Source organism: Streptomyces sp. NPDC059861 (assembly GCF_042731435.1).
Classification (GTDB): domain Bacteria; phylum Actinomycetota; class Actinomycetes; order Streptomycetales; family Streptomycetaceae; genus Streptomyces.
Window position 1 is genome coordinate 99,389 of record NZ_JBHWJQ010000017.1, and the last position, 15,623, is coordinate 115,011.

At 72.9% G+C, this 15,623-nt stretch carries 13 protein-coding genes; 7 read left to right on the top strand and 6 right to left on the bottom strand.

Annotated elements, in window-relative coordinates; all coding sequences use genetic code 11:
- Positions 1-145: 145 nt before the first annotated feature.
- Positions 146-418, bottom strand: a complete 273-nt coding sequence (locus tag ACFV6X_RS17475) for a GlsB/YeaQ/YmgE family stress response membrane protein (RefSeq protein WP_365447759.1) — start codon at positions 416-418, stop codon at positions 146-148.
- A gap of 285 nt (positions 419-703) precedes the next feature.
- On the opposite strand from ACFV6X_RS17475, the gene ACFV6X_RS17480 reads away from it, so the two are divergent.
- The 3 genes from ACFV6X_RS17480 (at position 704) to sthA (ending at position 3,787) form a co-directional block, all read left to right on the top strand.
- Complete coding sequence (locus tag ACFV6X_RS17480; RefSeq protein WP_385384064.1) at positions 704-1,918, top strand: PP2C family protein-serine/threonine phosphatase; 1,215 nt, start codon at positions 704-706, stop codon at positions 1,916-1,918.
- A gap of 46 nt (positions 1,919-1,964) precedes the next feature.
- Positions 1,965-2,171: a hypothetical protein gene (locus ACFV6X_RS17485; protein ID WP_365447749.1), complete on the top strand. Its 207-nt coding sequence runs from the start codon at positions 1,965-1,967 to the stop codon at positions 2,169-2,171.
- A gap of 212 nt (positions 2,172-2,383) precedes the next feature.
- Positions 2,384-3,787, top strand: coding sequence for a Si-specific NAD(P)(+) transhydrogenase (gene sthA / locus ACFV6X_RS17490; protein ID WP_385384067.1), 1,404 nt, complete (start codon positions 2,384-2,386; stop codon positions 3,785-3,787).
- Positions 3,788-3,809: 22 nt separating this feature from the next.
- Here sthA and ACFV6X_RS17495 read toward each other — a convergent pair whose 3' ends face one another.
- Positions 3,810-4,304, bottom strand: a complete 495-nt coding sequence (locus ACFV6X_RS17495; RefSeq protein WP_385384070.1) for a DUF5709 domain-containing protein — start codon at positions 4,302-4,304, stop codon at positions 3,810-3,812.
- A 409-nt stretch (positions 4,305-4,713) separates the two neighbouring features.
- On the opposite strand from ACFV6X_RS17495, the gene ACFV6X_RS17500 reads away from it, so the two are divergent.
- Together ACFV6X_RS17500 and ACFV6X_RS17505 are read left to right on the top strand one after the other, a co-directional pair.
- Positions 4,714-6,186: an APC family permease gene (locus tag ACFV6X_RS17500; RefSeq protein WP_385384073.1), complete on the top strand. Its 1,473-nt coding sequence runs from the start codon at positions 4,714-4,716 to the stop codon at positions 6,184-6,186.
- Positions 6,187-6,197: 11 nt separating this feature from the next.
- Positions 6,198-7,151, top strand: coding sequence for a hypothetical protein (locus ACFV6X_RS17505; RefSeq protein WP_385384076.1), 954 nt, complete (start codon positions 6,198-6,200; stop codon positions 7,149-7,151).
- A gap of 188 nt (positions 7,152-7,339) precedes the next feature.
- Here ACFV6X_RS17505 and ACFV6X_RS17510 read toward each other — a convergent pair whose 3' ends face one another.
- The 3 genes from ACFV6X_RS17510 to ACFV6X_RS17520 form a co-directional block, all read right to left on the bottom strand.
- Positions 7,340-8,332 carry a YbhN family protein gene (locus ACFV6X_RS17510; protein WP_385384079.1) on the bottom strand — a complete coding sequence of 331 codons (993 nt, stop codon included), beginning with the start codon at positions 8,330-8,332 and terminating at the stop codon, positions 7,340-7,342.
- A gap of 183 nt (positions 8,333-8,515) precedes the next feature.
- The gene (locus tag ACFV6X_RS17515) at positions 8,516-10,858 is read right to left on the bottom strand and encodes a glycoside hydrolase family 65 protein (protein WP_385384081.1); all 2,343 of its coding nucleotides are present in this window, start codon (positions 10,856-10,858) and stop codon (positions 8,516-8,518) included.
- Positions 10,855-11,595: a beta-phosphoglucomutase family hydrolase gene (locus tag ACFV6X_RS17520; protein ID WP_385384083.1), complete on the bottom strand. Its 741-nt coding sequence runs from the start codon at positions 11,593-11,595 to the stop codon at positions 10,855-10,857. The genes ACFV6X_RS17515 and ACFV6X_RS17520 overlap by 4 nt, the downstream gene beginning before the upstream one ends.
- Before the next feature lie 112 nt (positions 11,596-11,707).
- On the opposite strand from ACFV6X_RS17520, the gene ACFV6X_RS17525 reads away from it, so the two are divergent.
- Positions 11,708-12,367: a nucleoside/nucleotide kinase family protein gene (locus ACFV6X_RS17525; RefSeq protein WP_385384086.1), complete on the top strand. Its 660-nt coding sequence runs from the start codon at positions 11,708-11,710 to the stop codon at positions 12,365-12,367.
- Here ACFV6X_RS17525 and ACFV6X_RS17530 read toward each other — a convergent pair.
- On the bottom strand, positions 12,364-14,202 hold the full coding sequence (locus ACFV6X_RS17530; protein ID WP_385384088.1) for a hypothetical protein: 1,839 nt from the start codon (positions 14,200-14,202) through the stop codon (positions 12,364-12,366). The genes ACFV6X_RS17525 and ACFV6X_RS17530 overlap by 4 nt on opposite strands.
- Before the next feature lie 268 nt (positions 14,203-14,470).
- On the opposite strand from ACFV6X_RS17530, the gene ACFV6X_RS17535 reads away from it, so the two are divergent.
- Entirely contained in the window at positions 14,471-15,394 is a 924-nt protein-coding gene (locus ACFV6X_RS17535; protein WP_385384091.1) for a MurR/RpiR family transcriptional regulator, read from the top strand.
- Positions 15,395-15,623 lie beyond the last annotated feature (229 nt).

A 15,623-nucleotide genomic window follows, 5' to 3' on the forward strand; every position in this document is an offset into this window, starting at 1 on the left:
TAAACACTCTTTTTTGGGGCGCTTTTTTTTTTTTTTTATATTCCCCGCCCCCCCCCGTGGGGGGGGGCCCGGCACGGCCCGCCCTCCCCGCCCCCCCCGCCTGTGGGGCTCCCGGGCCGCGGCCCGCTCCTGTCGCGGTCAAGCCCTACGCGTGCGAACGCCGCCCGCCGGTGACGGCCCGGTAGAGCACGAGCAGGATGAGCGAGCCGACGATCGCGGCGATCCAGGTCGACAGGTCGAAGAACCCGTCGATCGAGTCGACGCCAAAGATGACCTTCCCCAGCCAGCCGCCGAGCAGACCACCGGCGACACCGATCAGCATCGTGATGATGATCCCGCCCGGGTCCTTGCCCGGCAGCAGCAGCTTGGCGATCGCACCGGCCAGAAGCCCGATCAGGATCCAGGCGATGATGCCCACGTCTCCTCCACCCATCCGTCGGAATTGTGTACCCCTTCCGAATGCGCGGAGAAGCCGTTGTCAAACCAGAAACAGGACGACTCCCCCACGGGTTTCAGCCGTCGATCGAGCGGAACCAGGCTTCGTCACCCTCGATGTGCAGCGGGAAGTCGGCCACCGGCCCCTTGGGCGAGGACAGCGAAACCTTCTCGCGCCGCCGGCACGGCACCCGGCACCCGCACCTCGGCCCGACGTGCGGCGCCAGACCCGGCGTAGCAGCGTGGTGGTGTGGATACGGCGCACGTGATGTCACCGCTCCGGCGCCCGGACCGGCGGGGGTGGCTACGGGGCGCGCCGCCGCCCCGCTGGGTGCGGGTGCTGCCGATCGTGCTGATCGCCGGCGTGACCACGGCGACGGCCCTCAGCCACGATCCGCTGGACATCGGTTTCCTGCTCGGCGCCATCCCTCCGCTGGCCGTCCTGTCGTACGGGCCGCTCGGGACGGCGCTGCTCGGCGGGAGCGCGATCGTGCTGCTGAACATCCCGGCGCTCCAACTGGACCGGCCCGGCGACACCGACCTGTGGACGATCGGTTTCGTCGCCTTGCTGAGCGTGTTCGTCTCCTTCGTGCGCAGCCATCGTGACGCCCAGCTCGACCTGGAGAACACCATCGCCGAGGCCGCGCAGCACGCGCTGCTGCCGCCGCTGCCCGAGGCGGTCGGCCCGGTGCGCTGCGCGGGCCTGTACCGGGCGGCGCAACGCGGGACGCTGGTCGGCGGGGACTTCTACGACGTGCGGGACGGGCCTTACGGGGTGCGTGCAGTGCTGGGCGACGTCCAGGGGCACGGTCTGGCGGCGATCGGCACGGTGGCCTCGCTGCTCGGTGCCTTCCGGGAGGCCGCGCTCGACCAGCCCGACCTGGAGTCGGTCGCCGGCCGGCTGGACCGCCGGCTGACGCTGGACGTGGCGGAGAAGCGGCACGCCGATCTCTTCGCGACCGCCGTGCTGCTGGAGTTCGCCCGCGACGCGCGTTCCGTCCGCGTGGTGGCCTGTGGGCATCCGCCACCGGTGCTGCTGCGCGCGGGCACGGCCACGGACGTCGCGGTCGAGGCGTGCACGCCGCTGGGGCTGGGTCTCGGCGGCACCCTCGCGCAGCGCGGGGGGACCGTCCCGCTGGAGCCCGGCGACCGCCTGGTCCTGGCCTCGGACGGGCTCTTCGAGGCCCGTGACCCGGCCGGCGTGTTCTACCCGCTGACCGAGCGGCTGGCAGTGCTCTACGGCGACGGCCGCCCGGGCCTGCCCGACCGCGTGTGGGAGGACCTGCTCCGGCACACCCGGAGCATCCACGACGACGTCACGATCCTCGTCCTCGCTCCCCGGGCGGCGCAGCCGCGCGACTCCACCGCTGTCGACATGCCCGGCCGGGCGGCGTGCGCACGCGCTCACGAGCCGGGGCCCGGTGATCCCGCTTCCGGATGCAGGGAGTGCTCCGGCGATGAATGGTGTAAGTGGACCCGATGACCCCACCGGGTCCGCTGCAGAGCCCCGGACCGGAGGAGCAGAGATCATGTCGACGCCACAGCCCGACGCGTCCCGGACGTCCGCGGACAGCGTCACCCCGGACGCCCTCCTCCACCCCCGTACCGGCACGGACGTGTCGCCGGAGGACGTGGTGCTTGCCTCGGGCAAGGACCTCACACCGAAGAACCTGGAGTGGGCACGGCGCAAGCTGGCCCAGGAGGGCGACGCGGCGCTCGACAAGCTGCTGCCCTAGGCCCTGCGCGCGGACGACGGGAGTTCGACCGGCCCGGCCGCGCACCGTGAGGGTCCGCGGGCCCGACTCCCTCACGGCCCGCGGAAGTTGACGTACGCCCCGCGGGGGCTTTCGCGGTGTCCTGTTCCTGCGCCTCGGAGGATGCCGTGCGGGGCCTTTCACCGCGGCCCCGCCCTTACGGAGACGCCCTGTGGGCTGTCACACTTCCGAGGGTGCCCGACTTCGACATGCTCGTCCTCGGATCCGGTCCCGGTGGCCAGAAGGCCGCCATCGCCGCGGCCAAGCTGGGCCGCCGGGTCGCCGTCGTCGACCGCCCCGACATGGTCGGCGGGGTCTCCATCCACACCGGCACCATTCCCTCCAAGACGTTGCGCGAGGCGGTGCTGTACCTCACCGGTCTCACCCAGCGCGACCTGTACGGGCAGAGCTACCGCCTGAAGGAGGACATCACCGTCGCCGACCTGATCGCGCGCACCCAGCACGTGGTCGGCCGCGAGGTCGACGTCATCCGCAACCAGCTCTCCCGCAACCACGTCGCCCTGTTCGCCGGCACCGGCCGTTTCACCGACCCGCACACCGTGGCCCTGCAGGAGGTCACCGGTCAGGAGCGGCAGATCAGCGCCGAGCACATCGTGATCGCCACCGGCACCCGGCCCGCCCGGCCGGACAGCGTGGAGTTCGACGGCCGCACGATCATGGACTCGGACAACGTCCTCGCGCTCGAACGCGTCCCGCGGTCCATGGTCATCGTGGGCGCGGGGGTGATCGGCATGGAGTACGCGAGCATGTTCGCCGCCCTCGGCAGCAAGGTGACCGTGGTCGAGAAGCGGGCCGCGATGCTCGACATGTGCGACGTCGAGGTCGTCGAGTCGCTCAAGTACCACCTGCGGGATCTGGCCGTGACGTTCCGGTTCGGCGAGACGGTCGCCGCGGTCGAGCGGCATCCCCGGGGCGCCCTCACGGTGCTGGAGAGCGGCAAGAAGATCCCAGCGGACGCGGTGATGTACTCGGCGGGCCGGCAGGGTCTCACGGACGGCCTCGACCTGGACAAGGCCGGCCTGAGCGCCGACGCGCGCGGCCGGATCACCGTCGACGAGCACTACCGCACGCAGGTGCCGCACATCTACGCCGTCGGGGACGTCATCGGCTACCCGGCGCTGGCGGCGACCTCGATGGAGCAGGGCCGGGCTGCGGCCTACCACGCCTTCGGGGAGCCGGTGGGGCAGATGCACAACCTCCAGCCGATCGGCATCTACACCATTCCGGAGATCAGCTTCGTGGGGCGGACCGAGGACCAGCTCACGGAGGACCGGGTGCCGTTCGAGGTCGGCGTCTCCCGCTACCGGGAGCTGGCCCGGGGCCAGATCATCGGCGACTCGCACGGCGTGCTGAAGCTGCTGGTCTCGCCCGAGGACCGCAGACTGCTCGGCGTGCACTGCTTCGGCACGGGCGCGACCGAGCTGATCCACATCGGGCAGTCCGTGATGGGGTGCGGCGGCACCGTCGACTACCTGGTCGATGCAGTATTCAACTATCCGACGCTGGCGGAGTCCTACAAGGTGGCCGCCCTGGACGCCACGAACAAGCTCCGCCAGATCGACCGGATAGCCGACTGATCCGGCACGGCTGCCCGGGCGGTCACATGCGGTCCTCGTCCACCACGTGCACGGCGGCCTCCTCGGCGCCCGCCGCACCGGCGTCGACGCCCATGTCCTCGGCCACGGCCTCCTTCGTCGTGTCCGGATGCGCCCCCTCGTCGGGGGCCGTCAGACGCCCGGCGCGCTCGCTGCCCGCCTCGGGGTCGACGGGCTCGCCCGCGCCGTCGGCCAGGTCGCCGATGCCGTCCCCGGCGGGCTCGTCCACGTCGGGCCGTTCCTGGGCGAGGCGCTGGTCGAGGGTCTCGCCGGTGTGCTGTTCGGCTGCCGTGGTGCCGTACTTGGTCACGCCCAGGGGCTTCTCGGGCGGCGAGTAGCCCTCGTCCAGGGTGTCGTCGTACGTGCGCTCGTCGACCGCGTCCTGGAGGTCGAGGGGCGCGGCGTCCTCCTGCTCCTCGTTGTTCCCGGTGGGCTGGTAGACGTCGTCGGCCATCGCGTCGCCCGTCTCCGGCTCGGGGCCCTTTTCCGCACTGCCCATGGCTGCCTCCCTGTCGCGCTGCGCCGACTCGTCGATCTCGGCGTCGGTCCCTGTCCGCGTTTCCCGCAGGGCGCGCTCCAATCACGCTTCCGGGGGCGGACCGCACGGCGACACACCGGTTCCGCTTCGTGGGCGACAAGCCCCCTGACCGGCGCAGGAGTTGGCGTAACGGCAGTCCGCGGGATTTCCGCAGAGGCCAATCTCGCAAGGCCGACGCGCGGGGCTATCATCTCTCGCACACACGGTGTGACCGTCTGACAACGGGCGGCCGACACCGCCCACCCTCTCGTTCCTCGCCGCCCCGACCCGAGGTCATCCCTCTTCGGCCGAAGGCGGGTTCACCCCCCACACCACATACTCCGCCGGGGCGTTCCGTCCTGGTGGCGTGCAAGGCGAAAGCAGCGCAGGCATGAGCAAGAGCACGGGCAGAGGGCTTCAGGCAGGCGCCCTCGGTACGTTCGACACCGTGGTGATGGCGGTCGCGGGCAGCGCGCCGGCGTACTCGCTGGCCGCGACCACTGCCGTTCTGTTCGGTGCGGTGGGGCTGGCGGGCCCGGCGGCTCTGCTGTACTGCGCGATCCCCATGCTCGGCATCGCACTGGCGTTCAGCTATCTCAGCCGTATCGACGTGAACGCGGGCGCCAGTTACTCATGGGTGGGCCGTACGCTCCACCCGTTCCTGGGGTTCATCAGCGGCTGGGCGCTGGTGGTGTCGGCGACCATCTTCATGGTGGCCGGATCGCTGCCCGCCGGGGCGATGACCCTGGCCCTCTTCGACGAGGACCTGGCGGACGACACGGCGCTCGCCTCGGTGGTCGGCGCGGGCTGGTTCCTGGGGATGCTGCTGGTGGTGCTGGGCGGCGCCCGGCTCACGGTGCGCGCGCAGCTGCTGATGTCGGGTGGGGAGCTGTTCATCCTGGCCGTGTTCGCGGTGCTGGCACTGCTGCACTCGGACAACGCCCGCGCCTTCGAATGGTCCTGGCTCGGTTTCAGCCACTTCGACGGCCTGTCGGGCTTCGCGTCGGGCGCGCTGGTCGCCGCGTTCTACTACTGGGGCTGGGACGTCGCCTGCAACCTCAGCGAGGAGACCCGTGACAGCCGCCGTACCACGGGCCTGGCGGGCCTGATCGGTATCGGGATCGTTTTCCTGCTGTTCATGGTGTTCACCATCGCGGTCAACATCGTGCTCTCCACCCGGCAGATCGAGGAGAACGGCGCCGACGTGCTGACGGTGCTCGGCGACGAGATCTGGCCCGGGTGGGGCGGCAAGCTGCTCGTCGCGGCGGTGATGCTGTCCACCATCGCCACTCTGGAGACGACGCTGATCCAGGTGACGCGGTCACTGTTCGCGATGGGCCGGGACCGTACGATGCCGTCCGCGCTGGGCCGGGTGCACCGCCGGTGGAACACGCCGTGGGTGGCGATCGCCGTGGTCGGCGCGGTGGCGCTGGCGATGTTCGCCGCCGCGAACGCGCTGGGCTCGGTGGGCGACATCCTGTCCCAGGCCATCTCCGCGATCGGACTTCAGATCGCCGTCTACTACGGCCTGGCCGGCTTGGCCGCGGTCGTCGCCTACCGCGGGATGCTGCTGCGCTCGCCGGCGCACTTCGTGCTCGGCGGGGTGTGGCCGTTGCTCGGCTCGCTCTTCATGTTCTGGATCTTCGTCGAGTCCCTGGGCGAGTTGAGCGCGGCGGCGATCGCGATCGGCGTCGGCGGGCTCGCCGTGGGGCTGGTCCCGATGCTGTGGTACTGGCACCGGGGCAGCGACTACTACCGCCCGGACCGGCTGGACGCGACCCGCGCCATCGCGCCGGACTACCCGCCCGGCGGCCGGACCACCGCGGACGCCCGCAGCCACGAGGGTCTCTCCACCGACTTCTGAAAGAGACCCCGATGGCGCGCGACCGCTTCGCCTCCGAGTTCGACCCCGACTGCGGGGACGCGGACCTCACCGCGGCCCGCCACGACATCGTCATCGGCCGCTGGCAGGGCCTGCGCGAACTGCTGCGGTCCACCGGCTCCGACTGGCCCCTGCGGGGGCACCGGGTACGGCTGCTCGCCCAGGCCTGTGCGGACAGTTCGGCGGTGGAGTCCTGGCTGGCCGCCGAACCCCACAGCGCGGACGCGCTGGTGCTGCGGGCCGCGACCGAGACGGCCCGGGCGTTCAACGTGGCCATCGCGGCGGGCCGGGGCGTGCCGATCGAGCGGGAGCGCGTCGACGGCACGGTACTGGCGTGCCTGCGCGCCGCGGAGGCCGGCCCGGCGGACCCGACGCCGTGGGTCTCGCTGATCTCCGTCGCCCGCCTCTACCCGCAGGGGGTGCGCCGAGGCGAGCTGGCCCGCTGGTGGGACGAGTTGCACCGGCGCGATCCGTACAGCATCGAGGGCCACCTCCAGGTCCTGCACTACTACTCCTCGCGCTGGCACGGCACCCACGGCCTGATGTACGACTTCGCCCGCGACGCCGCCGGAGTGGCCCCGCCGGGCTGCGCGCTGCCGGTGCTGGTGCAGTACGCCCGCGTCGAGGAGTTCCGCTACGCCCTGGACGCCGCCCGGGGCCGGCACTCCTCGGTCGGTCTCGGGCAGCACTGGGACCACGACGGTGCCGTCAGCGACGTACGCCGCACCTGGCAGCGCTGGATCCGGGAACGCCCGGACGTCCCGGTCGGCCCGGTCGAGCTGCGCGACCTCAACTACCTGGCGCACGCCGCCTGTCACGCCGGCGCCACGGACGTCGCCACCGAACTGCTGCGCCTGCTCGGCCGCCGCTTCACGCGAACTCCCTGGTCGCACACCGGAGATCCGGTGAAGGAGATCTCCAAGTGGCGGGGCCGGCTGCGCCCCTGAGCACTGGCACACTGGGCGCGTTCCGTACCACGCCCAGGAGGCATGCCCGTGACCGACGCGCGCCCACGTCGTCTGGCCCTGCTCGGCGGGGGCTTCTCCACCGACGAGGACGGGCTGCTGGACGACTGGATACTCGGCCACGCCCGGCCGCTGCCTGTCCCCGTCGCGAAGGAGACGCCCCGGCCCGCTCACAGGGCCTTGCGCCGGATCAGCACCACCAGCACCAGCAGGCCCGGGACCAGCGGCAGCCACACCGTCAGCAGCCGGTAGCCCAGCACCGCGGAGGCCGCCGCCGCGCCCGGCGCTCCGGCGGCCGTGAGGCCGAAGGCGAGGGCCGCGTCGAGGGAGCCGATGCCGCCCGGGGTGGGCAGCAGGGCGGCGGCGCCGCTCGCGGCCAGGTAGACGAGGGCCACGCCGGCCGGGGGCAGGGTGAGGCCGACGGCCTGGGTGACGGCGATCAGCACCCCGGCGTGCAGCACGGCGAACGCGAGCGAGCCGCCCCACAGCGCGGCCGCCCGGATTGGTCGGGCGTGGATCGCCCGGACGTCCGCCAGGAGCGTTGCCAGGGTGCGCCGCCACGGGGGCCGGAGCCGACGGGCGAGCAGCGCGGCGAGCCCGGCCACTCCGAGGGCGGCGGCCAGGCAGCCGGCGGGGACGTGCGGCAGCCGCAGGACACCGGGGCAGGCCAGGACGAGTACGGCGGTCAGCGCGCCGCGCACGGCTCCGCCCGCCGTGGCCTTGACGGCGAGCGCTGTCGCGGAGCGGGCGGCGGTGAGCCCGCAGCGCATGAGGAACCGCAGATTCACCAGGCCCGCGCCGAGTCCGGCCGGCAGCACGTGGTTGGCGGCCGAGGCGGCGAACTGCGCGGCGACCAGCCGCCTCCTGGGCAGCATCCGGGGAACGGCGCCCTGCTGTGCGAGCGCCGAGCACGGCCAGGTCACGGCGACGGCGGCGGCGCCGGCGAGCAGCCAGCCCGGGTCGGCGACGGCCAGCCGATGGGCGCCGGTCGCCAGCACGGACCAGTGCCGCCCGGCCAGGCAGGCCGCGGCGACCAGCACCACCACGGTCAGGAGGGTCTGCCAGTAGGGCCTCCGGCGAACGGGCGCCGGGGTGTACGGGTCGGGCGTCGCGGTGGGGAGGGAGACGTCCCGGGCGCGGGGGACGCTCGCGCTCTCGGCCATGATCCGGGCCCCTCCCCCCTCGGCTCACCGGGTTGCTGACGCCCCCGCCGGTAGGCGAACGAGGGCGGAAAACAGGGAAAACAACCAAAAACTAACGCACGGACGCGCGCCGCGCAGCGCCCGGAACGGCCGGGCGCGCGTCGGGTCGCGCGGCCGTGACCGGGCAGGCCGCCCGCTGACGGCTCAGCGGGCGTTCGGAACACGGTGCGGGGGCTGCTTCGGCGCCGGGCGTGTGGGCGTCGGGGGGACCGTGCGGACGGCGGGCGTGTCGGGGCCGACCTTCAGGGATTCGCCGTGGTGACCGATCGTCAGGGACGCCCCGGAGAGCAGGGTGTACGTGGCCTTGTCGGGGGCGATCTCCACGCGCAGCCGGCGGTCCAGGAGCTGGACGGTGAACGCCAGCCGGCCGAACTGCTCGGGCAGGCGGGGCGCGAACCGGAGCGTGTCGCCGTCGCGGCGCATCCCGCCGAAACCGGCGACCAGCGCCGTCCACGTACCGGCCAGTGAGGCGATGTGCAGTCCGTCGCGGGTGTTCTGCTCCAGGTCGGCCAGGTCCATCAGCGCCGCCTCGACGGTGTAGTCGTAGGCGAGTTCGAGATGGCCCGCCTGGGCGGCGATGACGGCCTGGACGCAGGCGGAGAGCGAGGAGTCCCGCACCGTCAGGGGCTCGTAGTAGGCGAAGTTACGGGCGATGTGCTCGTCGTCGAAGTGGCTGGAGCAGGTGTACATCGCGAGGACCAGGTCGGCCTGCTTGACGACCTGCTTGCGGTACAGGTCGAAGTAGGGGAAGTGCAGCATCAGCGGGAACTGGCCGGAGCCGGTGGCCGCGAAGTCCCAGCGCTGGTGGCGGGTGAAGCCCGCGTGCTGCTCGTGCACCCCGAGGCCGGCGTTGTACGGGATGTGCATGGCGTGGGCCGCGTCCCGCCAGGCGGCGCTCTCCTCGGCGTCCACGTCCAGGCGCGCGGCCCGTTCGGGGTGGCGCTCCACGGCGGCCGCGGCGGCCAGCAGGTTCGCCCGGGCCATCAGGTTGCTGTACGTGTTGTCGTCGGCGATCGCGCTGTACTCGTCCGGGCCGGTGACCCCGTCGATGTGGAAGGCGCCCTGCGGGTCGTGGTGGCCGAGCGAGCGCCACAGCCGGGCGGTCTCCACCAGCAGCTCCACCCCGGTGTCGCGCTCGAAGTCGCGGTCGCCGGTCGCCGCCACGTACCGGACCACGGCGTCGGCTATGTCGGCGTTGACGTGGAAGGCGGCCGTACCGGCGGGCCAGTACGCCGAGCCCTCCGAGCCCTCGATCGTGCGCCAGGGGAACGCTGCGCCGCGCAGGCCGAGCTGGGTGGCGCGTTCGCGGGCGGCGGGCAGGGTGGTCTGCCGCCAGCGCAGCGCCGCGGCGACGGCCCCGGGCTCGGTGTAGGTCAGCAGGGGCAGGACGAAGGTCTCGGTGTCCCAGAAGGCGTGACCGTCGTAGCCGGAGCCCGTCAGGCCCTTCGCCGGGATCGCCCGGCCCTCCGCGCGGGCGCCGGCCTGCAGGACGTGGAAGAGCGCGAAGCGGACCGCCTGCTGGATCTCCTCGTCGCCGTCGACCTCCACGTCGGCCCGCGCCCAGAAGTCGTCCAGGTACGCCTGCTGTTCGTCGAGCAGCCCCTGCCAGCCGCTGTGCGCGGCCGCCGCCAGCGCCGCCTCCACCTGGTCGCTCATCGCGGGCCGGGAGCGGGCGCCGGACCAGCCGTGCGCGACCAGCTTCTCCACCCGCAGCCGCTGACCGGGGTCGAGCACGGAGGTGACGGTCAGCCGGGACACGTCCACGTTGCTCTCACTGCCGGTGGTCGTGCCTTCGGGGCCGGTCACGGCGTGGTCGGCGGCCACGGCGACGCGCAGGCCGCTGCGCCGGGTGCGGTGCACCAGTCGCAGCCGGGACCCGTCGGCGAAGTCCTCCTCCGGCTCCAGCGGCGACTTCAGCGCCCGGGCGGCGCGCGGGTCGCGGTTCGGCTCGGGCAGGCTCTCGTTGGCGACGAGCTCCGACTGGATCACCACCCGGGTACGACTGTCGACGGGCTCCACCTCGTACGCCACGGCGGCGATCGCCCGTTGGGTGAGCGACACCAGCCGGGTCGAGCGCACCCGGACCGTCGAACCGGCCGGCGAGGTCCACTCGCAGACCCGCTCCAGCACACCCAGGCGCAGGTCCAGGGTGCGTTCGTGGGCGACGAGCCGCCCGTAGCGCAGGTCGAACGGCTCGTCGTCCACGAGCAGCCGGATCACCTTGCCGTTGGTGACGTTGATGACCGTCTGGCCGGACTCCGGATAGCCGTAGCCGGCCTCGGCGTACGGCAGCGGGTGCACCTCGTGCACCCCGTTGAGGTAGGAGCCGGGCAGACCGTGCGGCTCGCCCTCGTCGAGGTTGCCGCGCCAGCCGACATGGCCGTTGGACAGCGCGAACACGGACTCACTCTGTGCCAGCACGTCAAGCTTGAGGTCCGTCTCCCGCACCGTCCACGGCTCGACGGTGTACGCCCCCTGTGTGATCACTCCTTGCCCCCCAGTTCGGCGAGATCCCGTACGACCCGGTCCGCGCCGTGCGCGTACAGGGCCTCGGCCTGACCGGCGCGGTCGAGTCCGACGACGTAACCGAAGCTGCCCGCCCGGCCCGCGTCCATGCCTGCCAGCGCGTCCTCGAACACGGCCGCCTGCCGGGCCTCGACGCCGAGATCGCGGGCGGCGGCCAGGAAGGTGTCCGGGTGCGGCTTCCCGGGCAGTTCACGCTCCGCCGCGACGACGCCGTCGACACGTACGTCGAACAGGTCCTCCGCGCCGATCGCGCGCAGCACGTCACGGCAGTTGGCGCTGGACGAGACGATCGCGGTGCGCAGGCCCTGGGCGCGGGCCGCCTCGATGTAGCGCAAGGTGCTGTCGTAGACCTCGACGCCGCCGGTGCGGATCTTCTCCAGCAGGAGGTCGTTCTTGCGGTTGCCGACGCCGTGCACGGTCGGGGCGTCGGGCGGGTCGTCGGGGGTGCCTTCGGGCAGCTCGATGCCGCGCGAGGCGAGGAAGGTGCGCACGCCGTCCGCGCGCGGGAGGCCGTCGACGTACTCGCCGTAGTCTGCGACGGCGTCGAACGGCCGGAAGCCGCCGCCCTCGCGTTCGCGCAGGAGGGCGTCGAACGTCTCCTTCCAGGCGGCGGCGTGAACCACGGCCGTCTTGGTGACGACCCCGTCGAGGTCGAAGAGGCAGGCCAGGATTTCTTCGGGAAGACCGAGCTCCGTCATACAGGAACGGTTTCCCGGCGCGGCGGGGTCCAGTGGGTGGCGCGGACCACACCGGACGTACGGGAGCCCCCTGTTCGGGAACGAGTGGCGGCCGGGTGACACACTCTGCGGTGTGCCGGTGACCTTCGACGACCTCCTCGCCCGCGCCCGTGACCTCACGGCGGACCGCCGCCGGGCCGTCCTCGGCATCGTCGGCAGCCCCGGCGCGGGCAAGACGACCCTCGCCGAGCGGCTCGTGCGGGAGCTGAACGGCTCCGGCCGGCCATGGGTCGCCCACGTCCCGATGGACGGTTTCCACCTCGCCGACGCCGAGCTCGACCGGCTCGGCCGCCGCGACCGCAAGGGCGCGCCCGACACCTTCGACGCGGCCGGGTACGCCGCCCTGCTGCGGCGCCTGCACGAGGACGGGGACGACGTGGTGTACGCGCCGGGCTTCGAGCGCGTCCTGGAGCAGCCGATCGCCGGTGCGATCCCGGTCCCGCCGGAGGCCCGCCTGGTCGTGACCGAGGGCAACTACCTGCTGCTCGGCTCGGGTGCCTGGGCGCGCGTCCGGCCGGAGCTGGACGAGGTGTGGTTCTGCGAGCTGCCCGAGCCGGAGCGGATCCGCCGCCTCGTCGCCCGGCACGAGGAGTTCGGCAAGAGCCACGAGGAGGCGGTGGCGTGGGTCCTGGGCACGGACCGGCGCAACGCCGAACTGGTGGCGACGACACGGGGCCACGCCGATCTGGTGGTGAGCACGGACCAGCCCGGACCAGGAGGGACCAGGGGCTAACAGGGTTCCAGCGTCAGCTCCGGTGTGCCGTGGGCGTCGCCCGCCGCGTCGCCGATCAGGGCGGTGAACGCCTCGGTGCGGACCGTCAGACCGCGCGGGCCGGATTGGAAGGCAGGCGCGTACGGGCCGATCGGACTCCCGTAGCGCACGGCGAAGACATGCAGGTCCGCCGGTGCCCCTGGGGCCGGGTCCGCCTCCAGCGCCGTCGAGGAGACCAGGTGACGCCAGCTCTCGTCGGGGTTGCCGAAGACGCGCGGGTCGGCGGAGAGCGCGAACGCCGCCTGCTCCTGGGTGACCTCTCCCCGGGCGTCGAAGTGGTCGGGCCCCGGCGAGGCGGGGTGCGTCAGCCGCAGCTCGCCCGCCGACGTCACGCCGGCGGGCCGCGCGGTCCTGCGCACCCGGTCGCCGTCGTCCGCCGCGTACGGCATTCCGGCCAGCAGGTACGGCGTCCCGGCCAGCCGCTGCACGGCGACCGTCACCCACAGACGCGTCCCGTCGGTGACGTACAGGGACCGCACATGCCGCAGGACGCGCTCTCGGTCCACGACCGGCTGCGTGACCAGCTTGGCGGCCAGCGCGCCGCTGCTCAGGTCGCGGACGCGGACCTCGCCGAACGGGCGGCACAGCAGCAGCCCGTCCGTCACCGGCCCGAAGCCGTGCTGGCGGTGGACGGCGGCGGCCAGGTAGTAGGTGCCCGCCGCCTCGACCAGTGACGGGGTCATCCGGTCGTCGAACGCCACCGAGACGCGGCCCGCGCGCAGTTGGTGGCGCGCCGGGGCCGTCGAGGGCGCGCGGTGCCAGCCCGGGGTGTCCTGGATCTGCCAGACGAGCATGAACGCGAAGTGGCCGTCGAGGCCGCCGTCGGGCTGCGACGCGTGCCGGGCCCAGCGGGTGTCGCCCCGGTAGCGGCCCAGGTCCGCGCCGATGCGGCGGCCGAAGTGGCGCAGGCCGAGGACCGCCTCGAAGCCGCAGTGCTGTTCGCTGTAGCGGGGCCCGCCGATGTCGAAGCCGCCGCCCGTGAGACGGGCGTCCAGATGGCGGGCGAGCGCGTCGCCGTCCTCGGCGAAGACCTCCTCGCCGCTGACCCGGTGGGCCTGGGCGAGGAAGGACAGGGAGATCGGGCCGTAGTTGTTGTCGTACGCCCCGCCGTGCTCGGGCGGCAGCAGCGCACCGCGGGCACGGACCCGGCGGGCGCGGATCTCGTGGTCGTACAGGCTCATCGCGCGCAGCCGGACCGCCGTGCCCTCTTCGGGCGGGAGGTGGCGGGCCAGCATCAGGCCGCCGACGACACAGCCGATCGCCTGGTTGCCGGACCGCTGCGGGTTGAAGAAGGTGGCCTCGGTCAGCCAGCGCCAGTAGCCGAGCGCCAGCGTGGCGAGTTCCCGGCGAAGTCGGTCGTCCAGGAGGCCGTCCGCCGCGTCCAGCACGTCGACGCTCTGGAGCAGCGCCCAGACCGTGCTCGGCCAGTCGCCGTGCGGGTGCGCGCCCGCGCGGAGGACGAAACGGGCGTGCGGCAGTCCGCAGTCACGGACTCCGAGGTTGGGGTAGCCGGGATCGTCCTCCCGGAACACGCGCTCGCGCAGATGGAAGGCGAGGCTGCGGCGCACCGCCTCCGGCAGGCGGGAGTCCCGGCCGCGCTGCCAGGCGAGCGCCAGCAGGGAGGTGACGCCGAGGGAGGTGTCGCCGACGTCGAGGACGGCGGCGGGGTGTTCGAGGCTGCCGTCGGGCGTGATGCGGGCGAGGGCCTCCTCGGCGACGGCGGCGAGGACGGTGTCGTAGGCCGCGGGGGTGTCCGGCAGGTCGTGCAACGGGCGGCGCTGGTAAGGAAGGTGCACGTCCGTCAGCCTTTCCGCGCGGCCGCCGCGGTGAACGCGGGAGGGGATGCCGGCGCCGTCGCCCGCCGTGCCGGGCGCGGCACGGCGGGCGGGCCCGTTTCCTTCGCGCGCGGGCTGCCGGTGGGCCCCTGGAACCGGGGGTGGGAGGCGGGTGCGGGAGGCGGCGCACCGCACCGTTGGGGGTGCCCCCGGTGACCGGTGTGCACCCCTGATCGACACGTTGCGTGAGCTATGTTGAAGCTTCGTGGGAAGCAAAGGAGGCGCACCGGTGCCATCGCCGCAACAGGCACGCGCACAGGCGTCCGCGATCACCTCGGGGAAGGGCGCACCGGAGGCGGAGGCCGCCCCGGCCTACCAGCTCAGGGCACTCTTCGACCGGCCCCGGCTGTCTCCGGGGCAGCGGCGCATCGCCCAGTACCTGATCGAGCACATCACCGAAGCCGCGTTCCTGCCGATCACCGAGCTCGCCGACCGGGTCGGGGTCAGCCAGCCGTCGGTGACGCGGTTCGCCGCCGCCGTCGGCTTCAGCGGTTACCCCGCGCTACGCGAGAAGCTCCAGGCCATCGCCCTCGGCACCCTGGCCGGTGGCCCCGCGACCGCCGAGGAGGACCGCGGCAACGAACTCCAGGCGGCTGTCGACGCCGAGATCGAGAACCTGGAGAACCTCCGCCGTGACCTCGGCGACCCCGGCCAGGTCGTCGAGATCGGCAGACGGCTGTCGGAGTCGGCTCCGCTGACCGTGCTGGGCCTGCGCATCTCGGCCTCCCTCGCCGAGTACTTCGCGTACGCGGCCCGCCGTATCCACCCGGACGTACGGCTGGTGACGCGGGGCGGCACGGTCGCCTACGACGCGCTGCTGCAGGCCCGCGAGGCAGGGGGCACCTGGGTGCTGGCCTTCTCGCTGCCCCGGCACGCCCAGGAGACGCTCGCCGCCGTACGCCTCGCGCGCGGCGCCGGGCTGCGCGTCGCGCTGATCAACGACCTGGCGTTCGGGCCGCTGGCCGAGGAGGCCGACGTCACCTTCGCCACCGGCATGGGCTCGCGGCTGGTCTTCGACTCCTACGCCGCGCCCGGTGTGATGGCGGCGGCGCTGCTCCAGGCCATGACCGACGCCGATCCGGAGCGCACCCAGGCGCGGCTGGAGGCGTACGAGCAGATCTCCGACCAGCACCAGTTCTTCCTGCGGTACTGAGCCCGCGCCCACCTGAACGACATTACAAAGGGACCTTTCCTTTCAAAGCGCGCATGAATGTTTTCATACTCCTTGCAAAGCGAACGGCATATATAAATACTGCTCGCGGATCCGCACCCGCCCGAGGAGAGACGACCATCCGCTCGTACACAGGCCGACTCTCCGGGGCACCCGCACGAACACCCGAAGCCGATGTCCCCTACCCGCATCGGTGCCCTGGGTGTTCGGT